23 protein-coding genes are annotated in these 21969 nt (G+C 64.8%); 9 read left to right on the top strand and 14 right to left on the bottom strand.

Annotated elements, in window-relative coordinates:
• Positions 1-65: 65 nt before the first annotated feature.
• The 5 genes from ACZYTC_RS22990 to ACZYTC_RS22970 form a co-directional block, all read right to left on the bottom strand.
• A complete protein-coding gene (locus ACZYTC_RS22990; RefSeq protein WP_441773227.1) occupies positions 66-1481 on the bottom strand; it encodes a DUF6880 family protein in 1416 nt (471 codons plus the stop codon).
• A 154-nt stretch (positions 1482-1635) separates the two neighbouring features.
• Positions 1636-1989 (bottom strand): 50S ribosomal protein L20, encoded by a 354-nt coding sequence (rplT, locus tag ACZYTC_RS22985; protein WP_068297422.1) that lies wholly within the window; start codon positions 1987-1989, stop codon positions 1636-1638.
• Positions 1990-2026: 37 nt separating this feature from the next.
• On the bottom strand, positions 2027-2227 hold the full coding sequence (gene rpmI / locus ACZYTC_RS22980; protein ID WP_434958214.1) for a 50S ribosomal protein L35: 201 nt from the start codon (positions 2225-2227) through the stop codon (positions 2027-2029).
• A 253-nt stretch (positions 2228-2480) separates the two neighbouring features.
• Entirely contained in the window at positions 2481-2894 is a 414-nt protein-coding gene (locus ACZYTC_RS22975; RefSeq protein WP_441773228.1) for a hypothetical protein, read from the bottom strand.
• 160 nt (positions 2895-3054) lie between these two features.
• A complete protein-coding gene (locus ACZYTC_RS22970) occupies positions 3055-4002 on the bottom strand; it encodes a GlxA family transcriptional regulator (protein WP_488990605.1) in 948 nt (315 codons plus the stop codon).
• A gap of 100 nt (positions 4003-4102) precedes the next feature.
• On the opposite strand from ACZYTC_RS22970, the gene ACZYTC_RS22965 reads away from it, so the two are divergent.
• Entirely contained in the window at positions 4103-4918 is an 816-nt protein-coding gene (locus tag ACZYTC_RS22965) for an SDR family NAD(P)-dependent oxidoreductase (protein ID WP_488990604.1), read from the top strand.
• Positions 4919-4990: 72 nt separating this feature from the next.
• On the opposite strand, the gene pnp is transcribed toward ACZYTC_RS22965, so the two are convergent.
• Positions 4991-7138: a polyribonucleotide nucleotidyltransferase gene (gene pnp, locus ACZYTC_RS22960; RefSeq protein ID WP_434958218.1), complete on the bottom strand. Its 2148-nt coding sequence runs from the start codon at positions 7136-7138 to the stop codon at positions 4991-4993.
• A gap of 253 nt (positions 7139-7391) precedes the next feature.
• Entirely contained in the window at positions 7392-7661 is a 270-nt protein-coding gene (rpsO, locus tag ACZYTC_RS22955) for a 30S ribosomal protein S15 (RefSeq protein ID WP_434958219.1), read from the bottom strand.
• A gap of 388 nt (positions 7662-8049) precedes the next feature.
• Between rpsO and ACZYTC_RS22950 the strand changes: the two genes are divergently transcribed.
• The 5 genes from ACZYTC_RS22950 (at position 8050) to dapB (ending at position 12765) form a co-directional block, all read left to right on the top strand.
• On the top strand, positions 8050-9495 hold the full coding sequence (locus tag ACZYTC_RS22950) for a sensor histidine kinase (protein ID WP_488990603.1): 1446 nt from the start codon (positions 8050-8052) through the stop codon (positions 9493-9495).
• Positions 9496-9644: 149 nt separating this feature from the next.
• On the top strand, positions 9645-10298 hold the full coding sequence (locus tag ACZYTC_RS22945) for a methyltransferase family protein (RefSeq protein WP_488990602.1): 654 nt from the start codon (positions 9645-9647) through the stop codon (positions 10296-10298).
• Positions 10299-10551: 253 nt separating this feature from the next.
• The gene (gene tsaB / locus ACZYTC_RS22940; protein ID WP_434958222.1) at positions 10552-11229 is read left to right on the top strand and encodes a tRNA (adenosine(37)-N6)-threonylcarbamoyltransferase complex dimerization subunit type 1 TsaB; all 678 of its coding nucleotides are present in this window, start codon (positions 10552-10554) and stop codon (positions 11227-11229) included.
• Between the two features lie 10 nt (positions 11230-11239).
• Complete coding sequence (rimI, locus tag ACZYTC_RS22935; RefSeq protein WP_434958223.1) at positions 11240-11719, top strand: ribosomal protein S18-alanine N-acetyltransferase; 480 nt, start codon at positions 11240-11242, stop codon at positions 11717-11719.
• 230 nt (positions 11720-11949) lie between these two features.
• Positions 11950-12765 (top strand): 4-hydroxy-tetrahydrodipicolinate reductase, encoded by an 816-nt coding sequence (gene dapB / locus ACZYTC_RS22930; protein ID WP_434959702.1) that lies wholly within the window; start codon positions 11950-11952, stop codon positions 12763-12765.
• A 126-nt stretch (positions 12766-12891) separates the two neighbouring features.
• Here the strand turns inward: dapB and ptsN are convergent, their stop codons facing one another.
• The 7 genes from ptsN to ACZYTC_RS22895 all read right to left on the bottom strand — a co-directional run bounded on the left by ptsN (position 12892) and on the right by ACZYTC_RS22895 (position 18239).
• Positions 12892-13356 (bottom strand): PTS IIA-like nitrogen regulatory protein PtsN, encoded by a 465-nt coding sequence (ptsN, locus tag ACZYTC_RS22925; RefSeq protein ID WP_149253567.1) that lies wholly within the window; start codon positions 13354-13356, stop codon positions 12892-12894.
• Between the two features lie 116 nt (positions 13357-13472).
• Positions 13473-14054, bottom strand: a complete 582-nt coding sequence (gene hpf / locus ACZYTC_RS22920) for a ribosome hibernation-promoting factor, HPF/YfiA family (RefSeq protein WP_434958224.1) — start codon at positions 14052-14054, stop codon at positions 13473-13475.
• A gap of 285 nt (positions 14055-14339) precedes the next feature.
• The gene (locus ACZYTC_RS22915; RefSeq protein ID WP_441773234.1) at positions 14340-15281 is read right to left on the bottom strand and encodes a 2-hydroxyacid dehydrogenase; all 942 of its coding nucleotides are present in this window, start codon (positions 15279-15281) and stop codon (positions 14340-14342) included.
• Positions 15282-15602: 321 nt separating this feature from the next.
• Entirely contained in the window at positions 15603-16226 is a 624-nt protein-coding gene (locus tag ACZYTC_RS22910) for a methylated-DNA--[protein]-cysteine S-methyltransferase (protein WP_441773235.1), read from the bottom strand.
• Between the two features lie 74 nt (positions 16227-16300).
• Positions 16301-16678: a glyoxalase superfamily protein gene (locus tag ACZYTC_RS22905; RefSeq protein WP_454816096.1), complete on the bottom strand. Its 378-nt coding sequence runs from the start codon at positions 16676-16678 to the stop codon at positions 16301-16303.
• A 103-nt stretch (positions 16679-16781) separates the two neighbouring features.
• The gene (locus ACZYTC_RS22900) at positions 16782-17318 is read right to left on the bottom strand and encodes a GNAT family N-acetyltransferase (protein WP_488990601.1); all 537 of its coding nucleotides are present in this window, start codon (positions 17316-17318) and stop codon (positions 16782-16784) included.
• On the bottom strand, positions 17319-18239 hold the full coding sequence (locus ACZYTC_RS22895) for a LysR substrate-binding domain-containing protein (RefSeq protein WP_488990600.1): 921 nt from the start codon (positions 18237-18239) through the stop codon (positions 17319-17321).
• Between the two features lie 341 nt (positions 18240-18580).
• Between ACZYTC_RS22895 and ilvD the strand changes: the two genes are divergently transcribed.
• From ilvD to ACZYTC_RS22880, 3 genes are all read left to right on the top strand, one after another.
• The gene (ilvD, locus tag ACZYTC_RS22890; RefSeq protein WP_434958230.1) at positions 18581-20254 is read left to right on the top strand and encodes a dihydroxy-acid dehydratase; all 1674 of its coding nucleotides are present in this window, start codon (positions 18581-18583) and stop codon (positions 20252-20254) included.
• Positions 20255-20419: 165 nt separating this feature from the next.
• Positions 20420-21034 (top strand): TetR/AcrR family transcriptional regulator, encoded by a 615-nt coding sequence (locus ACZYTC_RS22885; RefSeq protein ID WP_488990599.1) that lies wholly within the window; start codon positions 20420-20422, stop codon positions 21032-21034.
• A 12-nt stretch (positions 21035-21046) separates the two neighbouring features.
• Complete coding sequence (locus ACZYTC_RS22880) at positions 21047-21964, top strand: NAD(P)-dependent oxidoreductase (RefSeq protein WP_488990657.1); 918 nt, start codon at positions 21047-21049, stop codon at positions 21962-21964.
• Positions 21965-21969 lie beyond the last annotated feature (5 nt).

Raw genomic sequence — 21969 nt, 5'->3', positions numbered from 1 at the left:
GACCGCCATTCTTCAGGGAACAGGATCCCAGCCGACTCACCATAACAGGAGCGGGTTTGCGCAGACTATTTGGCGACAGCCGCCCAGAAACTGGCCTTGCGAGCATGCTTTTTGCCTAGAAAGGCCCGCCAATCGGCATGGCTGAGCCGCCCCAGCGTCGCCAGTGCTCCCGGATCAAGCCGCATGGCGAGATCGTCCAGCCTGTCGAGATAGGCGGCGCCATGCCCATAGGCGGCCGATTTGCCCTTCGACAGGATCTCCTCGACCAGGGCACGATAAAGCAGGCTCGCGGCAAGGGGCTGCTCCTCATGCAGCCTGTCCGCCACCGATTGCAGCACCTGGTAGTGCCTGCCGTCCCAGACCAGCCCGAAATCGAGCACCAGCCTGGCGGCATGGTCAAGGCGCGGCCATTCGGTCAGGAAATAGAGGGCGCGGTAGCGCGCCTTGGCGGCCAGGGCATGGGCAAAAGCCCTGTCGAGGACCTCGAACTCGGCGAAATCATCGAGCTTGGCCAGATAGGCGCGCAAGATGTCGGCGTCGAGCGTCGTCTCGAAGGTTGCCCAGCGCAGGGCCTGGGCCTCCTGCCCGCGGCCCAGGGCTTCCAGAATGCGCGCCTTGAGGCCGATCCGGGCCGGCAGGCGGAAATCCCGCCTGACCACGCCGTCCGCGACGTCCAGCGCATCGGCATAGGCGAGCGGCGAGGGCTCCTCGACACCCAGCCAGGATAGCGCTTCCTCCGCCCGACCGGCTGCGAGCAGCTTCTCCGCAACGGCAAGCCGGTCGCGGAGTTGGACGGGCTTGTCGTTCTCCAGGGCGATCCAGCCATCGAGATCGTCGCGCCGAATGGCGATGGCCTGGCGCAACTCCCGATAGGGATGAGCCATGTAGGCCGACTGCAGCGCCGCCACCTTGCTTGCCAGCAGGCGATCCCATTCATCCAGATCCGTCGCCGAGGCTTGCTCCAGGAACGAAGCGATCATAGCAGGAGCGATATCGCCCGCCTGGCCGGCAAGGGCCATCACCCTCTCGGGCAGGCCGGCGAGGTCGCCTGGCTCCAGCCGAACGGTCAATGGCCCCAGGGCCGCGATCGCCTCGCCATAGAGGTCTTCCAGGCGGCTGGAGGACAGGACCCGCGCGAAAACACCCCCCGCGGTTGCGATGAAACGCAGCAGAAGATCGACGGCGAGCGGGGCCGAACCGGTGCCGATCTCGCCGGTAATGCTCGCCAGCGTCGCCGACAGATCCTTCTCGAATTCCTTGAGCTTGGGCCAATCGATGAACGAGCGCGCCTTCTCCAGGGCCGAAAGGCGTCGTTCCACCAGCTTGGCGACGGCTTCAGGCCCCTGCGTACCGGCCAGCGCCGCAATCACCCGCTTGCGGAAAGCCGGATTGGCCTGCGCCTCCTCGAAAATCAGGTCCGCAAGCTTGGCCGGGCCGAGTTCAGCGAGGGTCGCTGCCGTAAACTTCGATTTCGCAGCCATGCCGGCACTCCCTGGAGCAAGGCGCATCCAAGCGTAAACGCGTCTTTGCGACTCTCTCAGTTTGCAAGATTCGGTTGGCTCCGAAAGCCCAAAAGAAAAACCCGCCGCGTTGCCGCGACGGGTTTTTCAGGAACCATATTCGGTAAAGCGCTGCTTAGGCGGCAGCCTTGACCTTCTCGACCAGGGCCTTGAAGGCTTCCGGCTCGCGGATGGCGAGATCCGACAGCACCTTGCGGTCGATCTCGATGCCGGCCTTGGCCAGGCCCGCGATGAACTTCGAATAGGTCAGGCCGAGCTCACGGACAGCAGCGTTGACGCGCTGGATCCACAGAGCGCGCATGTTGCGCTTCTTGAGCTTGCGGCCGATATAGGCGTATTGCATCGAACGATCGACCGCCTGCTTGGCGATGCGGATCGTATTCTTGCGGCGGCCGTAAAAGCCCTTCGCCGCGTCGAGTGTCTTCTTGTGCTTAGCATGGGACGTAACGCCCCGTTTCACGCGTGCCATTCGCTGATCTCCTTAAGGTTTCGCGTTGCCGTGGCGATCAGCCGTTCGGCAGGAAATACTTCTTCACGTTATCGCCGTCCGTCTTGAAGAGGACGCGCGTGCCGCGAAGCTTACGGATCTGCTTGTTGGTACGCTTGATCATGCCGTGGCGCTTGCCCTGCTGAGCGTGCACCACCTTGCCGGTTCCCGTGATCTTGAAGCGCTTTTTAGCGCCCGACTTGGTCTTCATCTTGGGCATTTTGCTCGTCTCCGAATAAAAAAGGCGCCGAAACCTTTTGGGTTCCGCCACCGGTAAGCCGTGTGCTTTTTGAAAAGCGCCCGAGCCAACAACATCGCCACGGCAGCCCTTATCAGCCGGTCGATGCGGGGAAGCGGCGTCTATAGCGACAAGCACGGAGAAAAGCAACAGGCCGGGTGGCCTCGACCCTCGATTTCAGCGCATTTCGCTGAGGCGAAACAGGCTTGAGCATAAACGCTTCACCACGCCGAGCCTATCCGCATTTGCGATAGGTATGCACCACCGGCGTCTTCTCGCCGTCCACGCTCGCATGGGAAATCGTCACCAATTCCTTGCCGATCTTCACCAGGATGACGGCGTAGTCGAAGGTCTCGCCCTCGCTGTCTTCCGAAACCTGCAGCCGCCAGGTGGGAGGATCCTTCGCGATCTGCGTGACGGAGCTGGCCTGCCCGATCCCGCCCTCCTCCGTCCAGTCCTTGCCCTCGACCGCAATCCGGATCGGCGCCTCGCCCCGCAGGTCCTTCCTGCTGGTGCAGCTTTCGACATCGCGGGTCCACACACCCTGCGCCTCGGCGGGATAGGGCACACCGGGCTTGCCCTTCGCGGCCAAGGCCGAAGGGGCAAGGCAGCAAACGGCCAGGAGCAAAAGGCGCAGACGACGTGACATGAACTCTCTCCGGAGGACCGGCCGGCGCTTCCGCCGCCCGCGGATCGTCTCTAGCACGACCATGCCCGCTCTCCCGATACGCCCGGAACACCGAAGCGAACGGCTCTCACATCGACAACGATCGCGTGTACCGCCGGACGAAGCTCCTCGGCGAGGGATGTCACATCAGGCCGGCAGGTCCCTTGGCCAGCCTCCTGATCGCCTGCGGCGGCTGGCCGAAGGCCCGCAGGAACGCGCGCCGCATGCGTTCGCGGTCGGCGAACCCCGTTTCCGCAGCCACGACGTCGATGGGATGGAGGGTCTGCTCCATCATCAGCCGCGCCGCTTCGACACGCAGATTCTCCACGGCCTTGGCCGGCGACTGGCCCGTCTCGTTGCGAAAGGCACGGCTGAACTGGCGCGGGCTGAGATGGGCCACCTCGGCGAGCTGTTCCACCGTCAGCGGCGCATGCAGGTTGCGCTTGGCATAGGTGAGCGCCGTCTGGATCCGGTCCGACTTGGCGTCGAGGTCGAGCAGGTTGGAATGCTGCGATTGCCCCCCGCCGCGCCGATGATAGAGCACGAGCTGCCGGGCCACGATGCGGGCGAGCTCGGCGCCGTGATCCTCCTCCACCATGCCGAGGGCGAGGTCGACGCCCGCGCTCATGCCGGCCGAGGTCCAGATCTGGCCGTCGGCGATGAAGATGCGGTCTTCATCCACCTTGAGCCGTGGGAAGCGGGCCTGCAGATCGCGCGTCCAGAGCCAATGGGTGGTCACGCGCCGGCCGTCGAGCAGTCCCGCCTCGGCGAGCACGAACGCGCCGGTGCAGATCGAAGCGACGCGCCGCGAGCGCGCCGGCGCCTGGCGCACATAATCGATGACACCCGGTGTCGGCGGATCGACATCGGGCGTGCCGCAAACCACGAGCGTATCGAAGTCAGGCTCGCCGAAGCAAAGACTGTCGAGCTTGGGGCCGACCGAACTTCGCACGGGGCCGCCGCTCTCCGAGACGATGGCGATGTCATAGAGCGCCCTGTCGGCGACATAGTTGGCGAATTCGAAGGCCGAGAGAGCGGCAAAGCTCATCATCTGGAAATTCGGCGAAATCAGAAAGCCGACGCGCTGCATGAGCGCCTCCTCTTTGTGTCCTGAAAGGTGGCATATATGACATTTGAGACAAAAGCCAGCGGGTCTAGTCTCCGCTCATTGCAACCCATGGAGATTTCCCATGTCCACCACCCCGAAGGGCACCGTGCTGATCACGGGTGCCTCCTCCGGCATCGGCGCCGTCTATGCCGACCGCCTAGCCCGCCGCGGCTACGACCTGATCCTGGTCGCCCGCAGCGAGGACAAGCTCAAGGCCCTCGCCGGCCGCATCGAGAAGGCAACCGGCCGCCAGGTGCGCATCCTCGCCGCCGATCTGAACGCCAAGGACGGCCTTGCCGCCGTCGAGACCGTGCTGAAGAGCGACAAGAGCATCACGGGGCTGGTCAACAATGCCGGTTTCGGCAGCGCGACACCCCTGCTCCAGGCTTCGGTCGAGAAGATGGAAGAAATGATCGGCCTCAACGTCACCGCTCTCACGCGGCTGACCTATGCCGCAGTCCCCGGCCTCGTCGAGCGCGGCGGCGGCACCATCGTCAATATCGCCTCCATCGTGGCTGTAGCGCCGGAGCTGCTCAACGGCGTCTATGGCGGCAGCAAGGCCTATGTGCTCGCCTTCAGCCAGAGCCTGCATCACGAGCTGGCCGACAAGAACATCCGTGTCCAGGCCGTATTGCCCGGCGCCACCGCCACCGATTTCTGGAACGTCCTCGGCGTGCCTGTCGAGCAATTGCCGGAGAGCATCGGCGTTATGTCGGCCGAAAACATGGTGGACGCCGCCCTCGCCGGCCTCGACCAGGGCGAACTGGCCACCATCCCGGCGCTGCCCGACATCGCCGACTGGGACAGCTTCGAGGCCGCCCGCAAGGCGTTGTCGCCGAACCTCTCCCACGCCAAGCCGGCCCCGCGCTATCGGGTGTCCCGGGCCAGCGCGGCCTGACAGCAAGCCGGACAACAAAAAGGGCGGCCCGCCGGGGCCGCCCTTTCTGATTCATGGCGCTGGAAGGCTGCCTTACTCGGCGGCGGCTTCGCCGTCTGCCTTGGCCTTCTTTTCCAGGTCTTCACCGGTGGCCTGATCGACGGCCTTCATCGACAGGCGGACCTTGCCGCGCTCGTCGAAGCCAAGCAGCTTGACCTTGACCTTGTCGCCTTCCTTGATCACGTCGGTGACCTTGTTCACGCGGTTCGCAGCGAGCTGCGAGATGTGAACCAGGCCGTCCTTGGCACCGAAGAAGTTGACGAAGGCGCCGAAATCGGTGGTCTTGACCACGGTGCCTTCATAGATGGCGTTGAGCTCGGGCTCGGACGCGATCGACTTGATCCAGTTGATCGCGGCCTTGATCGCCGTACCCGAAGCCGAGGCGACCTTGATGGTGCCGTCGTCCTGGATGTCGACCTTGGCGCCGGTCTTTTCCACGATCTCGCGGATGACCTTGCCGCCCGAACCGATCACTTCGCGGATCTTGTCGACCGGAATGGTGATCACCTCGATGCGCGGGGCATGCTCGCCGAGCTCGGCGCGGGCGCCGGACAGGGCCTTGGACATTTCGCCGAGGATGTGGAGGCGACCGCCCTTGGCCTGCTCCAGTGCGACCTTCATGATCTCTTCGGTGATACCGGCGATCTTGATGTCCATCTGCAGCGAGGTGATGCCGCCTTCGGTGCCGGCAACCTTGAAGTCCATGTCGCCGAGATGGTCCTCGTCACCCAGGATGTCGGAGAGCACGGCAAAGCGCTCGCCTTCCAGGATCAGGCCCATAGCGATGCCGGCAACCGGGGCGCGCAGCGGCACGCCGGCGTCCATCAGAGCCAGCGAGGTGCCGCAGACCGTCGCCATCGAGGACGAGCCGTTGGACTCGGTGATCTCGGAGACGACGCGGATGGTGTAGGGGAACTCGTGCTGCGGGGGCAGCATCGGGTGAAGGGCGCGCCAGGCGAGCTTGCCATGGCCGATTTCGCGGCGGCCGGGCGAACCCATGCGGCCGGTCTCACCCACCGAATAGGGCGGGAAGTTGTAATGCAGCATGAAGCGCTGCTTGTAGGTGCCTTCCAGGCTGTCGACATACTGCTCGTCGTCGCCGGTGCCCAGCGTGGCAACGGCCAGGGCCTGGGTCTCGCCACGGGTAAACAGGGCCGAACCATGGGTACGCGGCAGGATGCCGGCTTCGGCGACGATGGTGCGGACCGTCTTCACGTCGCGGCCGTCGATGCGCACGCCCTTGTCGAGAATGTTCCAGCGCACGACCTTGGCCTGCAGGTCATGGAAGACCTCGGCGACGACCTGCTTGGAATAAGCCGGGTTCTCGGCGCCCTCAGGCAGGAAGTGGGCGAACACCTTGGCCTTGGCGGCATCCACGGCAGCATAACGCTGCTGCTTGGCGGTGATGGAATAGGCAGCGCGCAGCTCGGTCTCGATCACGGCGAGCATCGCCTTCTCGAGTTCCGAATTGTCGGCGGGCTGGAAGTCGCGCGGTTCCTTGGCGGCCTTCTCGGCCAGGCGGATGATCGCCTCGATCACCGGCTGGAAGCCCTTGTGGCCGAGCATGACGGCCTCGAGCATGGTCTGCTCGGAGAGTTCCTTGGCTTCCGATTCCACCATCAGCACGGCGTCGGCGGTACCGGCGACCACGAGCTCGAGGGAGGATTCCTTCATCTCGTCGAGGGTGGGGTTGAGCTTGAGCTCGCCATTGACGAAACCGACGCTGGCAGCGCCCACCGGGCCCATGAAGGGCACGCCCGACAGGGTCAGCGCAGCGGAGGCGGCGACCATCGCGAGGACGTCGGTGTCGTTGATCAGGTCATGCGACAGCACGGTGACGACGACCTGGGTGTCATGGCGATAGCCATCGACGAAAAGCGGGCGGATCGGACGGTCGATCAGGCGGGAGATCAGGGTCTCGCGCTCGGACGGGCGGCCTTCACGCTTGAAGTAGCCACCAGGGATGCGACCGGCCGCAAAGGCCTTTTCCTGGTAATTGACGGTGAGCGGGAAGAAATCGATGCCGGCTTTCGGCTCCTTGGCCGAAACCACCGTGGCCAGCACGGTCGAGTCGCCATAGGAAGCGAGCACGGCGCCGTCGGCTTGGCGGGCGATCTTACCGGTTTCGAGGGTCAGCTTACGGCCGGCCCATTCCAGCTCTTCGCGATAAATTGTGAACATTAAGGATCAATCCTGTTGTGTGGATCGACCGGACGAGGCAGGGCGTCTACCAACGGCGCCTGAAACAAAAGCAGCCATCGCAAGATGGCGGGAAGCATCCTCACATTCAACGTTCGAGGGTTGCTTCCTGCGATCCTGCCATGGCCTGCTGCCTATCCGGTCTGTGGGCTTTCGCGCCGGCCCCATGCCGCCGCGTCCCGGTCTTGAAATGGAACAGCCCGAAAGGCATGGAGCCTTCCGGGCTTGATCGGTCTTAGCGGCGGATGCCGAGACGCGCGATGATCGACTTGTAGCGCTCTTCGTCGCGCGACCTGATGTAGTCGAGCAGCGAGCGGCGCAGAGCCACCATCTTGAGAAGGCCACGACGGGAGTGGTTGTCCTTCACATGCGACTTGAAATGGCCGGTCAGATTGGTGATGCGCTCGGTGAGGATCGCGATCTGCACTTCCGAAGAACCGGTATCGCCGGCCTTGGCGCCATATTCCTTGATGAGCGCGGTCTTGCGCTCTTGCGAGATCGACATCGATAGTCCTTTCATAGGCCTTCGCGGCGCGAGGCGCGCGATTGCCGGTACCGTCTTGCGACGAAGGAGGCCTGTCTGGCCAGGATCGCCGTCCACCAAGGCCCGGCCGGGATGTCGTCCAGCGGGGTCGGCGGAGGCGGGTAAAATCCGGCACATCCGCGCCGGGATGCGGCCCTATAGTCGAAGCGCAGCCAAAAAGCCAGAAAAAAGCAATGGGACGTTGCCCGAACCGTGGACTTCTCAGCGAGACGCTTGCATGTCGCGATGTCCGCTCTTGGAAACACCGCGCTTGGTGAGTTGGCAAGAGGCGGACTGGAAGTCCGCGCTCCAAAGCCGCCCTTGCAAGCAGCCTCTGGCGAGCCTTGCCAAATTCCTTTAAGGCAATGGCGTGTCCAGTTCCTCTTCCATCAGCCCCCAGCCCGGCAACAGGCCCGGCCGTTTCGGACTGTCGGCCCGCCTGCTCGTCCTCACCATCCTCTTCGGCCTGCTGGCCGAAGTGCTGGTCTACCTGCCGGTGGTGGCCAATTATCGCCGAAACTGGCTCTCCAATCGCATCGCCTCCGCCATCACTGCGGCGCTGGTGCTGGAAGCAGCGCCCGACGGCATGGTTTCCGATGATCTCGCCCGGCAGATCCTCGCCTCGGTGGGCGCCAAGATGGTGGCGTTGAAGACCGACGACAGCAAGCGATTGCTCGCCTCCTCCGACATGCCGCCCACCGTCGCCATCGCCACGGACCTGCGCAGCCTTACGGCGATGGAGGCGATCAGCGACGCGCTCGATACGCTGCTGGCGCCCAGGGGACGCTTCATCCGCGTGATCGGCGATGCCCCCATGCATGGGCAATATGTCGAGATCGTCGTCGACGAGACGCCGCTCCAGCAGGGCATGTACGATTTCGCCCGGCGCTGGCTCGCCATCACGCTCGCCATTTCAACCATCACCGCCGGCCTGATCTATCTCACCCTCAGCCTGTTCATCGTGCGCCCGATGCGCCGGCTCACCGGCGCCATGATGCGCTTTGCCGCCGATCCCGAGGATGAAGCGGGCGTGATCCGCACCTCCGGCCGCAACGACGAAATCGGTGTGGCGGAGCGCGAATTCGCCACCATGCAGCGCCAACTCCATGGCATGCTGCAGCAAAAGAGCCGGCTGGCGGCGCTCGGCCTCGCCGTTTCCAAGATCAATCACGACCTGCGCAACATGCTGGCCGCCGCGCAGCTGTTTTCCGATCGCCTGACCGAGACCGACGATCCCATCGTGCAGCGGCTGGCGCCCAAACTGATCCAGACCATCGGCCGAGCCATCGCCTTCTGCCAGTCCTCGCTTTCCTATGGGCTCGCCTCCGAGCCCACCCCCGCACGCCGTCGGATGGCACTCGCGCCCGTCGTCTCCGATACCCGCGAACTCCTCGGCCTCGGCGAGGCGAACGACAAGCTGATCTGGACGGAGAAGCTCGAGCCCGGCCTGCAGATCGACGCCGACCCCGACCAGCTTTCGCGCATCCTGCTCAATCTTTGCCGCAACGCGGCGCAGGCCCTCGACGGCTATGCCGCGCCCGACGGCTCACCCAGTACAATCGGCATCAGCGGATGGCGGGCCGGCACCGTCGTAACCATCGATGTCGCCGACAATGGTCCGGGCGTCTCGAAAAAGGCCAGCCTGAAGCTGTTCGAGGCTTTTTCCGGCTCGACGCGCCCCGGCGGTTCCGGCCTCGGCCTTGCGATTGCCGCCGAACTCGCCCGGGCTCATGGCGGCACGCTTACCTTGCTCGGCCAGGAGGCGGATCAAGGCGGCGCCACGTTCCGGATCACCATCCCCGACCGCCCGGCCTGAAGAGCATTGTGGCTTTTGCACGGCGTAGGACGTGGACGGAGGCGCTTGCGCGAAGTAGTGTCATGACATTCTCATGTCGAGAATCTTGCATTTGGCGTGATGCCGGGGCGCAGGTCCCACGCGGGCCGGCACCTCAATCGAGTGGCTACATGAACAATACAAAGGGCAGCGGCAATATCGGCAATGCCATCGACATCAATGCCGTGCAGACCATACGCCGGATCGTCCTCGGCTTGCTGGGCGTGCTCGGTTTCGTGGTGCTGCTGTTCACCGACTCCCTGTGGCAGGACGATGCCGGCCACGGCTTCCACGAAACCATCGAAAGCGTCGGGCTGGTCTTGATCGTGATCGCCATCGTCGGACGGACCTGGTGCTCCCTCTATATCGGCGGGCGCAAGAAGCAGCTCATCGTCGAGGACGGCCCCTATTCGATCTGCCGCAATCCGCTTTACGTCTTCTCCTTCATCGGCGCCGCCGGCGCCGGGGCCCAGTTCGGCACCATCACCACGGCGGCGTTGGTCTTCACCATCACCGTGGTGATCTTCAGCATCGTGACGCATAAGGAGGAGCAGTTCCTCCACGCCAAGTTCGGCGCCGTCTACGACGCCTATTGCGCCCGCGTGCCTCGTTTCCTGCCGAATTTCTCGCTCTGGCGCTCGGTGCCGACCCTGGAGATCCAGACCTCGCTGGTGACACGCACCTTCCTGGACGCCTGCCTGTTCCTGGCCGCCTTCCCGGTGGCTGAACTGGTCGAATTGCTGCAGGACAAGGGCTATCTGCCGATCTATCTGCTGGTCCCCTAAGCAGATTCTTCTTGATCGAGCCACGGCCACGATCAAGAAGAATCTGCAAGATATCAAACGTTTGCAGCGTTTCCCGGCGAGGCCCATCGGTGCGCCTCGCCGGGAAACGCTGCTTGGAACAAGGCGCTTTAGGTCTGGCACAAAGAGCCATTCGGCCTCTTTATCGGATTGGGCGTTGCACAGGGGCCAAGTCCTGCGATATCGCTGGGATTTGGCGGCAGCCGGACGGTCCGGCCTCCCATAGGTGTTTTCCATGCGTATCCTGGCCATCGACACAGCCCTCGAAGCCTGCTCGGCCAGCGTGTTCGATTCCGATGATGGCGCCATCGCCTCGCAGACCTTGCCGATGGCGCGCGGCCAGGCCGAGGCGTTGATCCCGCTGGTGCGCGACGTCGTCGAGCGTTCCGGCGGCTTCTCCCTGATCGACCGTATCGCCACCACTGTCGGACCGGGTTCCTTTACCGGGCTGCGCGTCGCCATCTCGGCCGCACGGGCCTTTGCCCTGTCGCTGCGGGTGCCCTGTGTCGGCATCTCCACATTGGCGGCGATCGCCGCGCCTCATATCGACGAGAATGATGGCCAGCACGTCGCCGTCGCCATCGATGCCCGCCATGGCAACGTCTATTTCGAACTGTTCTCCAATCGCGGCCGCAGCATCGTCGAGGCCAGTTGCATCCCGCTGCGCGAGGCCGCGCGCGTCCTCGGGCCGACGACGGTGAAGATGGCGGGGCCGGCCGCGCCACTGCTGTTCGAGGAAGCCAAGGCCGCCGGCACGGCAGGTCATATCGTCGATGCGAGTCCCGCCCCGGACATCGACTGGGTGGCAAGGCTCGGCCTGCTCGCCGATCCCGCCGACTCGCCGCCCAAGCCGACCTATCTCAAGCCCGCCGACGCGACGCCGCAGCAGAACGGCCAGATCGCGCGGCAATGAGGGCGTGGGCATGAGCTGGTTCGGCCGCAAACAGCCTCCCGTAATCGCCGATGCAAAGGCCGGCGACGCGGTGGGCCTTGCCGCCATCCATGCTTCCGGTTTCGAACGGGGCTGGGATGTGCATGAATTCGAACGCATGCTGGCCGACCGCCTGACGATCGCCCATCTCGCCCGCCCGGGCGGCAAGGGAGCGCCAACGGGATTTGCCCTGTCCCGGGTGGTGGTCGATGAAGCCGAGATCCTCACCGTCGCCGTGGCGCCCGCGTCCCGCCGCGCCGGACTGGCGACCTTGTTGCTGCAGCACCATCTCGGCCGTCTCGCCGCGGCAGGCGCCCACAAGGTCTTCCTGGAGGTCGCCGAGGACAATGTCGCGGCTATCAGCCTCTATCGGCGCCACGGTTTCAACGAGATCGCAAGACGCCAAGCCTATTATGCCCGGGCCAAGGGGGCGCCGGCGACGGCAATCATCATGGAGCGAGCGTTGCGGTAATACGAGGTGCGGCAGTCACGTCTGAGGTAGGGCACATCCATGAACGGGTGGGGACGCCCAAAGGCCCGAGGACAACGGTCGAGCGAGATGGTAGACGCAACGAAGGAGCGCGACGATAGGGCCCCCTCGCCCTACGAAGCGGGGGGAAGGGCTAGCTGTCGTTTCGCCATTCACACGATCCCAGTGCCTATGCCCGGACATTCGAGCGCCCGGCAGACAAGGAGTTCACCATGGCCGACATGCGGCTCGTCGTAGCAGGCGCCTCCGGGCGCATGGGGCAGACCCTGATCCGCATGATCGCGGAGACGCCGGGCGTCGTGCTCGCCGGTGCCGTCGAGCGGACCGGATCGTCAACCATTGGCCAGGACGCCGGCCGCCTTGCCGGCCTGGATGCCAATGGTGTCATCGTCACCGACGATCCTCTCAGCCTGCTGACCTCGGCCGAAGGCATCATCGACTTCACAGCGCCAGCCGCCACCGTCGAGCTGGCTGCTCTGGCCGCGCAGATGCGCATCGTGCATGTGATCGGCACCACCGGCCTGTCGAAGGAGGATTTCGCCCGCCTCCGGGCGGCGGCGCGCCATGCGGTGATCGTGCAGTCCGGCAATATGAGCCTGGGCGTCAACCTGCTGGCGGCCGTGGTCAAGCGCGTCGCCAAGAGCCTGGATGCGGATTTCGACATCGAGGTCCTGGAAATGCATCACAACCGCAAGGTCGACGCGCCCTCCGGCACCGCCCTGATGCTGGGCCAGGCCGCCGCCGCGGGCCGCGGCATCGATCTCGACGCCAATGCCGACCGGGTGCGCGACGGCCACCCCGGCGCTCGCGAGAAGGGCCATATCGGCTTTGCAACCTTGCGGGGCGGCACCGTGGTCGGGGAGCACAGCGTGATCTTCGCCGGGGAGAACGAGCGCCTGGAATTCTCGCACAAGGCCGAAAGCCGCACGATGTTCGCCAGGGGCGCCCTCAAGGCCGTGCTCTGGGGCTTCGGCCGCAAGCCGGGCTATTATTCCATGGCTGATGTATTGGGGCTTGGGGACTTCTGAGCCGGAGGCTGGCTACGCGGTGTGTCGGTCTTCAGACCGGCCATCGCCTCCCGACATAGGCCGAGGTCCCCTGCCGGTCCCGCTCCATCCCTCGATGGAGCTGAGGAGGCCGGCACACCGAGACCCTCAGGCGGCGTGTGACGCCGGCTCCTCGCACAGGATCGAATAGAGACCCGCCGCGTCACTGGTCGCCCTCAGCTTCTGCACGATGCTGGGATCGCGCAGCATGCGGGCAATGCGCGACAAGGCTCGCAAATGGTCGGCGCCGGCGCTTTCGGGCGCCAGCAGCAGGAAGATAACGTCGACCGGTTGGCCATCCAGGGCCTCGAAGTCGATCGGCCGCTCCAGGCGGGCAAACAAACCGAAGATCCGGTTGAACTTGGCAAGCTTGCCATGGGGGATGGCAATGCCGTTGCCGACGCCGGTCGATCCCAGGCGTTCTCTCTGAAGCAGCGTATCGAAGATTTCTCGCTCGCCCAGGCCGGTCAGTGCAGCGGCACGTTCGGCAATTTCCTGCAGAGCCTGCTTTTTCGAGTTTACTCTCAGCGCCGGAAGCACAGCATCCTGCGGCAGCAGATCACTCAAAGGCATCGCATTCCTCGTGGGGGTTCGAGCCGGGAGCCCATGCGAAAGGGCCGGCTCAATAGCTTGGCGCCCGCCCCTTCAGAAATGTTCTTGGGAGGCGGGCGCTCGATCTGGTGGGCCTGTCAGGTCGACTCTGCCGTTGTCTGCGGCAGGTCGATCCAGCCAATATGGCCGTCGGGGCGGCGGTAAACCACGTTCACGCGGCCATGTCCAGCGTGGCGAAAAACGAGGGCGGCCGCACCGGTCAAATCGAGGTCGACAACGGCCTCGCTCACCGAAAGGCGCTTCATCTTGGTGGTGTTCTCGGCCACGATCACCGGCGTGAACTCCTCGGGAGATCCCTCCTCCTCGTTCGGCGCCGTGATGACGTAGTCGGTCGACTCGGCCGCGGTCGCGGTGTCCGGGCCGGCGTGATAGTCCTTGATGCGATGCTTGTAGCGCTTGAGACGCTTGGTCAGGCGTTCCGTCGCCAGATCGACGCTGGCGTGCGGGTCATGCGCCATCGATTCGGTCTGCAGGGTAAGCCCGGTGGGAAGGTGGATACGGCAATCGGTTCGGAAACCAGTGCCTTCCTTCTTCACGGTGACTTGGCCGGTGTAGGATTGGTCAAAATATTTCGACAGGCTCTCGGCAACCCTCGCCTGAACGTGGGTCCGCAATGCATCGCCAATGTCGAGATTTTGTCCTGAGACACGCAGCGTCATGCTTCGCTCCGCTTCTTGAGACACGCAGGCCGAAGGGCCGGCATCCGGGTGGTACCCCCTTGGACGTGTCGTCAGTTATGGCTTCCGTCAAACCCGAAGCCATAACTGACGACACACCCTGAGGTCGCCCCCAATTAGGTAAGACCGTATGGCGGCGGCGTCAACGTTACATTATTTTCACGACGTCGCCCGCGAGCAGAAATGCCGTTCCGCAAATAAAGTTCCAATCTCCGAATTTTCCTAGCGATATGAGTGTGTTATGAAGAATCGGAGGCGGTTTGCGGATCAATAATGCCGGGCGGCGTCCACAGGTGCCTCGAAGGGCAGCCCTCGCTCGTGACGCTCGATCTGGCGCAGCACGAAACGTCCCACCGCGTCTTCATCCGATATCGCCGAGTTGTGGGGCGTAATCGTCACGCGCGGATGCTCCCAGAGCGGGTTATCCACCGGAAGAGGCTCGGTCTCGAAGACATCGAGCGTCGCGGCCCGCAACACACCCTCGTCGAGCGCCGAGATGATGTCGGCCTCCACCTGCAGGCCGCCGCGGCCGGCATTCATCAGGATAGGCGCGCCGAGCACGCCATCATGGGCGAGCTTCTCGAACAGGGCCCGGTTGAGAATACCCTTGGTGGCCGGTGTCAGCGGCAGCAGGCTGACCAGCAGGTCGGTGCGGCCCAGGAAGGCATCGAGCTCGTCGCCGGCATAGGTCTTCACGCCTTCGATATGCTTGGGCGTCCGGCTCCAGCCGGCGACGTCGAAGCCCATGGTCTTAAGCTTGCCGAGGGCATCGACACCGAGCACGCCCAGGCCCATCACGCCCACCCGCAATTCATGGGCGGCCGGCGAGGGCATCACCTCGCGCCACAGTTTCTGGCGCTGCAGCAGATAGTAATCGCTCTGGTTGCGCAGATGGATGAGGGCATGCATCACCACCCATTCACTCATCCGGCCGGTGAGATTGTCGTCCACCACGCGGCCGAGCGGCACATTGGGAAGGGTCGGATCGGACAGGACGTGATCGACTCCCGCGCCGAGCGAAACGATGCCCTTCAGATTGGGCAGACCAGCCAGCAGGCCCGGAGGCTGCTTCCACACGGCCGCATAGGTGATGTCGGCGGGATTGCCGACATCGGGCCAAGCCCTGATGTCGCGATCCGGCGCCAGGCGGCGCAGCCGCTCGAGCCAGGGCTCGACCTCCCACTGGGTGATGCACAAAAGTAGGGCCATGGGAGCGAGTCTCCTGAAGCAAAGCGCGCGTGTTTGCGATTCTTGCCGTTTCCGGCAAATCCCAAAAACGCCTTGGAAGAAAGGGTCCGCCCCTCATTACAGAGCAAGCGAGGCCCTGCAAAGCCAAAGACTCGATACGTGTTTGGAGCGCCTCATGGAATGGTGCAACCCTTGTCATTGCGCGGCTTGACCCAGCAATCCAGCCTTCCCTTTCAATAGGGGCGCGACGAAGAGCTGGATGCCCGGGCATGACAAAGGCTGGTGCCTTTATCGATCAAGCGCGTGGTCATGCTCGTAATCACGAGTCGCTACTCCAGGCGATCAGTTCCAGCGCCGCTCGTGCTCGATCAGCCAGCGCTTGCGCCAGATGCCGCCGCCATAGCCGGTGAGCGCGCCGTCGGAGCCGACCAGGCGGTGGCAGGGCACGACGATGGCGAACGGATTGGCGCCATTGGCCCGCGCCACGGCCCGGAAGGCGGAGGGTCGCTCCAATCGCCCGGCGAGGGCGGCATAGGAAAGGCAGATCCCGGCCGGAATCTGCCTCAGCTCCTGCCAGACCTGCCTGGTGAAGTCCGAACCATGCAAGGCGAGCGGCGTGGCGAAAACCGGCGAGCGGCCGGCGAAATAGTCGGCGAGCTCGGCCTCGATTTTGTCGATCGCCGCCGACCGCCCGAAGGCGATGGCCGAGCGGGCCGCCTTGCGCAGGCGCGCGAGTTCACCCGGCAGGGCCTTGCGGTCGAAGAACTCGACGAGATGCAGGGCATGGCGATCGCCGACCGCCAGCATGGCACCGATGGGTGTGTCGATCCAGTCCGCCTTGAGCAGGTCGCGCCCCTTGAGTTGGGGAGGGGTCTCCTCCACTGCGCGAATCAAGGCTTCGCGCACCTCCTGTTGGCGCATCGAGCCCGCCTCGGCCCAGCCACCCTCCTCGCTCCACGCATGCATGCCAAACAGTCCTGCCTCGAAAGATGCGAGAATGGGTTGCCGGCCTGGTGCCGGCAACCCGATTCCTGCGGCGATTACAGGGACTGCCCGACATCGATGCGGTTGCCGTCCGGATCCTCGAAGACGAAGGCCCGCAGGCCGTAATCCTTGTTCTGCAAGCGCTTGACGATCCGCCGGCCGTCGGCCTCGCACAGGGCATGGAGGGCATCGGCATCATCGACCATCAGATGCGCCACGTTGAAGGGTGCCGCCTTGTGGCCCGGCTGCAGCGTCAGATGCAGTTCGGCGCCTTCCCGCTTGAGGATCATGAAGCCGACCGGATTGCCGTTTTCGAAGGTCTTGGCGAACCCGAGGACGCCGACATAGAAATCATGAGCGCGCTGGATGTCCTTGACAGGCAACATGGCGGCGATCCGCCCGAAGCGAATGCCGTGTGGGGCGATGTCATTCATCGCTCAACCTCGATCTTTGGAGCGTGCGGAACCCTTCGCGGACGGTGCCGGAACGACCCCACGCTCCCATGTTGAAATCGGTGAGGCGGTGCCCACGCGCCCATCATAACGACGGCGTTCCCGACGTTGTAGAGCCTTCCTCGTCGCCACCGAGAAAACGTATCATCAGCGCCTCGTCGACATAGCCGTTCCCGGTCTTGAGCGCGCGTGGCTCGACGCCATAGATCTCGAAGCCGAGCCGGCGGTAGAGCGCCAGGGCATCGTCATTGCCTTGCACGACAGCCAGGAGCAATTGTTCCACCTCGCCACGCGCGGCCCCGATCACCGCCTGCATCAGCGCACCGGCAATGCCCTGCCCCCGCCACTGCGGCTCGACATAGACGCCCCAGACACTGCCCTTGTGCTTGTCCTTGAGGCCGTCATGGCGCCGATAGCCGGCCATGCCGACGATTTGACCATCCCTATGGGCTCCGAACACTGTGGCCTGGGACAGCCGTTCGGCGAAGGCCGCTGCCGGCCTGACGACCTCGGCCGCATAGGTGCTGCCGAAGGCATCCGGCGCCGTGGCAAGCGCGGCGAGGCGAATGGTGCGATAGTCGTCGCCATCGGCGGGGCCGAGACGTCGGATGATGACGGACATTCAGAGTGCTTCCTTCCAGATTGCTTCCTTCTCCGCCACTTCCAGGAAACGCCGCAAGGCCGGTGCGCGATCTTCGAGACGCCAGGCGAGCCCGGTCTCGATCACCGGCGCGGCATCCCGCAGGGCCAGATAGCGCACGCCCTGGCGCTGCAGGCGTTGCAGCGATCGCGGCACCAGCGCCAGCCCCATGCCGGCGGCGACGAGGCTGATGATCGTCTGCATCTGGATCGCCTCCTGCTTGACCGGCAGGGTCGCGCCATGCGCGGCATAGTAACCGGAGACGATGTCATGGAAAGAAGGGGCGCTGCGTCGCGGAAACAGGATCAGGGGTGCCGCCACCAGGGCGTCGATCGGCAGCCCCTGCCCCGTAAAACCGGCTCGTCCCTGCTCGATCCAGGCCTCGGGCACGGCCGCGACCAGCGGTTCGCGCAGCAGCGGCCGGTAATCGAGCGCCCTGGGCAGGCTGGTGCGCGAGGAGGCGATCACCATGCCGACATCGACCTTGTCTTCCAGCAGCGCCTCGATCTGGAGGTCGCTGGTCATTTCCGTGAGTGCCAGTTCCACGGCCGGGTACCGTTCCCGGAACGCGCTGACCAGGCCCGGCAGCAGGCTGTAATCGGCGGTGCTGACGAAAGCGAGCCGCAACAGACCCGCTTCCCCGCGCGACAGGCGGCGGGCCATGTCGGGCAGGCCATTGGCGTCCTCCAGCACCCGCCGGGCATGAACCTGCCATGCACGCCCGACCGGTGTGAGCGCGACATGGCGCTTTGTGCGGGCGAACAGCTTGACTCCGAGCTCCGCCTCCAGCGCCTGGATGGCCTGACTGAGCGGCGGCTGCGTCATTGCCAGCCGCTCGGCGGCACGGCCGAAATGCAGCTCTTCCGCCACGGTCAGGAAATAGCGCAGCTGCCGCAGATCCATGCGGGCTCCTTCTATCGGTTTGGTCCCTTGCCCCCTTGCGGGATCTGGCACTTCCCAGGGAAGTGCCTTAGGTGGCGGCAGCCGGAGGAGGGGTTTTCACCACGCCTATCCGAGCGAAGCGCCGACTCCCCTCATCCGCCCCTTCGAGGTACCCAGTCCACTCCAAGTGGAGTGGACGATACCCGCGAGGGGAGAAAGGTATCCGCGCCATTCTCGTCGCTGCTTTTTCATATCTTTTACGACCTAATATAGCCAGAAACATATATTTTACCAACGATTGGAACGGCTCTAGCATGGGCGGGATTTTGAATGCGGGCCTTGCCCCGCCAATGGAGGATCCCATGCCGATCAACGAGCGCTCCCGGCACATCACGGAAGGCGTCGCCCGCTCCCCCAACCGGGCCATGTATTATGCTCTCGGCTACGAAAAGGCCGATTTCGACAAGCCGATGATCGGCATCGCCAACGGCCATTCCACCATAACGCCGTGCAATGCCGGCCTGCAGCCACTGGCCGATGCCGCTGTGGCCGCCATCAAGGCTGCCGGCGGCAATCCGCAGCTCTTTGGCACCCCAACCATCTCGGACGGCATGTCGATGGGCACCGAAGGCATGAAATATTCGCTGGTCTCGCGCGAGGTCATCGCCGATTGCGTCGAAACCTCGGTGCAGGGCCAGTGGATGGACGGCGTGCTGGTGCTCGGGGGCTGCGACAAGAACATGCCAGGCGGCATGATCGGCATCCTGCGTGCCAATGCCCCGGCGATCTATGTCTATGGCGGCACCATCAAGCCGGGCCGCTGGAAGGGTCAGGACCTTTCGATCGTCTCCGCCTTCGAGGCGGTGGGCTCCTTCATGGCGGGCACGATGAGCCAGGAGGATTTCGACGGCATCGAGCGCAATGCCTGCCCGTCCACGGGCTCCTGCGGCGGCATGTATACCGCCAACACCATGAGCTCGTCCTTCGAGGCGCTCGGCATGTCGCTGCTCAATTCGGCCAATATGGCCAACCCTGACCGGGAAAAGCTCGACAGCGCCGCCGAATCCGGCCGCGTGCTGGTCGAGGCGGTGAGAAAGGGCATCAAGCCGCGCGACATCGTCACGCGCAAGGCCATCGAGAACGCCGTGGCGCTGATCATGGCGACCGGCGGCTCGACCAATGCCGTGCTGCATTTTCTCGCCATCGCCCATGCCGCTGAAGTGGAATGGACGCTCGACGATTTCGAGCGCATGCGCCGCAAGGTGCCGGTGATCTGCGACCTCAAGCCCTCGGGCAAATATATGGCCGTCGATCTGCACAAGGCCGGCGGCGTGCCGCAGGTGCTCAAGCTCCTGCTCAATGCCGGTCTCATCCATGGCGACTGCCTCACCATCACCGGCCGTACCCTGGCCGAGGAATTGGCGCAGGTGCCGGACGCGCCGCGCGCCGACCAGGACGTCATCCGCCCGATCGACAAGGCGATCTATCGCGAAGGCCACCTCGCCATCCTCAAGGGCAATCTCGCCGAGGGCGGCGCCGTCGCCAAGATCACCGGCCTGAAGAGCCCCTATATCAGCGGGCCGGCGCGCGTGTTCGACGACGAGAAGTCGGCCATGGACGCGATTCTATCGGACGCGATCAAACCCGGCGATGTCGTGGTGCTGCGCTATCTCGGCCCCAAGGGCGGGCCCGGCATGCCGGAAATGCTGGCGCCGACCTCGGCCATCATCGGCCGCGGCCTCGGCGACAGCGTCGGGCTGATCACCGATGGCCGTTTTTCGGGCGGCACCTGGGGCATGGTGGTCGGTCATGTCACACCGGAGGCCTATGAAGGCGGCACCATCGCCCTCGTCCAGGAAGGCGACACCATCACCATCGACGCCCGCCGACAGAGCCTGGAGCTGGAGGTCGATGACGCCGAACTCGCCAGGCGCCGCGCCGCCTGGCGCCAGCCCGCCCCCCGCTATACGCGCGGCGTGCTCGCCAAGTTCGCGGCACTCGCCCGGCCGGCCAGCGAAGGGGCGGTCACGGGCTGAAGCGGGAAGAGGCGGACTGGAAGTCCGCGGTCCCAGCCGCGGCGCTTCCCGCGCAACATCTGCAAGCTTCGCTCTGGAAATGCCGCGACTGGGACCGCGGACATCCTGTCCGCTCTTTTCATGAAATGACTTGATTAGGAAGCGATCATTTCCTAATCTCGTACGATGTCCGTTTCCCCCGCCGATTCCCCCCGCCAGGCCGGCCGCCCCCGGGAGTTCGATCTCGAGGCCGCGCTCGACAAGGCCATTGTCGCCTTTCGCGAGCGTGGCTATCACGCCGCCTCGATCGCCGATCTCGGCAAGGCGATGGATCTGACCGCGGGCAGCCTCTACAAGGCCTTCAAGGACAAGCGCGCCCTCTTTGTGGCGGCGCTCGAACGCTATACCTCACTGCGCAATATCGGCCTGCGCGCCCGCATCGCGGGACTGGCCACCGGGCGCGAAAAGTTGCGTGCCGTGCTCGATTTCTATGTCGATTCCGCCCATGACCTCGAAGGGCGCCGCGGCTGCCTGGTCGTCGGCAGCGCCGTCGAACTGGTGACCCTCGACGAGGATCTCGCCGACCTGGTCTCGCTGGCCCTGCGCCGCAACGAGGCGCTGCTGATCGAGCTGATCCGGCAGGGGCAGGCGGATGGCTCCGTCAATCCGTATCTCGGCGCCCATCAGGCGGCTCGCACCATCCTGTGCATCCTGCTCGGCATGCGCGTGGTCGGCAAGACCGGCCGCCGGCATGGCGACATGGCCGATATCGTGGATCTCGCGCTGAAAGTGCTCGACTGATTTTTTTGGCCAATTCGGAAACGATCATTTCCAATTAAGGAGTTCTCGATCATGCAAGTCGGTTTTCTCGGTCTGGGTACCATGGGCTTCCCCATGGCCGCCAATCTGGTCAAGGCGGGCAACCGCGTGCGGGCCTGGAATCGTTCGCAGGAGCCGGTTGCCCGCCTCGCGGCGCTGGGGGCCGAACGGGCCGCCTCGCCGGCCGATTCGGCTGATGGCGCCGAGGTGCTGATCGCCATGCTGGCCGATGACGAGGCGAGCCGGGACGTCCTGCTCGGCCAAGGCGCGCTGGACGCCCTCGGCAAGGGCGCCGTCGTCGTGAACATGGCGACCGTCTCCGTCGCCTTTACCCAAGACATCGCCGTCGAGCACGCAGCCCGCGGCCTCTCTTACATCGCCGCTCCGGTGCTCGGGCGCGTGAACGTGGCGGAGGCCGGCCAGCTCAACATCCTCGCGGCCGGCGATACCGACCAGCTCGACCGGGTCCAGCCCTTGTTCGACGTGCTGGGCCAGAAGACCTGGCGTTTCGGCGACCGGCCGGAACAGGCGGCCGCGGTAAAGCTGGCCGCCAATTTCATGATCGCCAGCGCCATCGAGACCATGGCCGAGGCGGCCACGCTGGCAACGGGGCACGGCGTCGCCAAGGCTGCCTTCCTGGAGATGCTGACCTCCACCATCTTCGCCGCGCCGCCCTATAAGGGCTATGGCGCCGCCATCGCGGAGGAGCGCTTCGAGCCCGCCGGCTTCAAGCTGTCGCTCGGCCTGAAGGATGTGCGTCTGGCCCTGGCGGCGGCGGATGCCGTCAACGTGCCGCTGCCCTTCGCCGGCGTGCTGCGCGACAACCATCTCGATGCCCTCGCCCATGGCGAAGGCCATCTCGACTGGGCCGCGCTCTCACGCGTCGCCGAACGGCGTGCCGCGCAACGCTGACCCGC

Source organism: Labrys sp. F242, assembly GCF_057813875.1.
The sequence above is the reverse complement of the archived record's forward strand: the minus strand, read 5'-3'. Positions and strand labels throughout refer to the sequence as shown.

Coding starts and splice junctions, on each gene's coding strand:
- ACZYTC_RS22990 (WP_441773227.1), bottom strand. CDS start 1,481: ATGGCTGCGAAATCGAAGTTTACGGCAGCGACCCTCGCTGAACTCGGC.
- rplT (WP_068297422.1), bottom strand. CDS start 1,989: ATGGCACGCGTGAAACGGGGCGTTACGTCCCATGCTAAGCACAAGAAG.
- rpmI (WP_434958214.1), bottom strand. CDS start 2,227: ATGCCCAAGATGAAGACCAAGTCGGGCGCTAAAAAGCGCTTCAAGATC.
- ACZYTC_RS22975 (WP_441773228.1), bottom strand. CDS start 2,894: ATGTCACGTCGTCTGCGCCTTTTGCTCCTGGCCGTTTGCTGCCTTGCC.
- ACZYTC_RS22970 (WP_488990605.1), bottom strand. CDS start 4,002: ATGCAGCGCGTCGGCTTTCTGATTTCGCCGAATTTCCAGATGATGAGC.
- ACZYTC_RS22965 (WP_488990604.1), top strand. CDS start 4,103: ATGTCCACCACCCCGAAGGGCACCGTGCTGATCACGGGTGCCTCCTCC.
- pnp (WP_434958218.1), bottom strand. CDS start 7,138: ATGTTCACAATTTATCGCGAAGAGCTGGAATGGGCCGGCCGTAAGCTG.
- rpsO (WP_434958219.1), bottom strand. CDS start 7,661: ATGTCGATCTCGCAAGAGCGCAAGACCGCGCTCATCAAGGAATATGGC.
- ACZYTC_RS22945 (WP_488990602.1), top strand. CDS start 9,645: ATGAACAATACAAAGGGCAGCGGCAATATCGGCAATGCCATCGACATC.
- tsaB (WP_434958222.1), top strand. CDS start 10,552: ATGCGTATCCTGGCCATCGACACAGCCCTCGAAGCCTGCTCGGCCAGC.
- rimI (WP_434958223.1), top strand. CDS start 11,240: ATGAGCTGGTTCGGCCGCAAACAGCCTCCCGTAATCGCCGATGCAAAG.
- dapB (WP_434959702.1), top strand. CDS start 11,950: ATGGCCGACATGCGGCTCGTCGTAGCAGGCGCCTCCGGGCGCATGGGG.
- ptsN (WP_149253567.1), bottom strand. CDS start 13,356: ATGCCTTTGAGTGATCTGCTGCCGCAGGATGCTGTGCTTCCGGCGCTG.
- hpf (WP_434958224.1), bottom strand. CDS start 14,054: ATGACGCTGCGTGTCTCAGGACAAAATCTCGACATTGGCGATGCATTG.
- ACZYTC_RS22915 (WP_441773234.1), bottom strand. CDS start 15,281: ATGGCCCTACTTTTGTGCATCACCCAGTGGGAGGTCGAGCCCTGGCTC.
- ACZYTC_RS22910 (WP_441773235.1), bottom strand. CDS start 16,226: ATGCATGCGTGGAGCGAGGAGGGTGGCTGGGCCGAGGCGGGCTCGATG.
- ACZYTC_RS22905 (WP_454816096.1), bottom strand. CDS start 16,678: ATGAATGACATCGCCCCACACGGCATTCGCTTCGGGCGGATCGCCGCC.
- ACZYTC_RS22900 (WP_488990601.1), bottom strand. CDS start 17,318: ATGTCCGTCATCATCCGACGTCTCGGCCCCGCCGATGGCGACGACTAT.
- ACZYTC_RS22895 (WP_488990600.1), bottom strand. CDS start 18,239: ATGGATCTGCGGCAGCTGCGCTATTTCCTGACCGTGGCGGAAGAGCTG.
- ilvD (WP_434958230.1), top strand. CDS start 18,581: ATGCCGATCAACGAGCGCTCCCGGCACATCACGGAAGGCGTCGCCCGC.
- ACZYTC_RS22885 (WP_488990599.1), top strand. CDS start 20,420: ATGTCCGTTTCCCCCGCCGATTCCCCCCGCCAGGCCGGCCGCCCCCGG.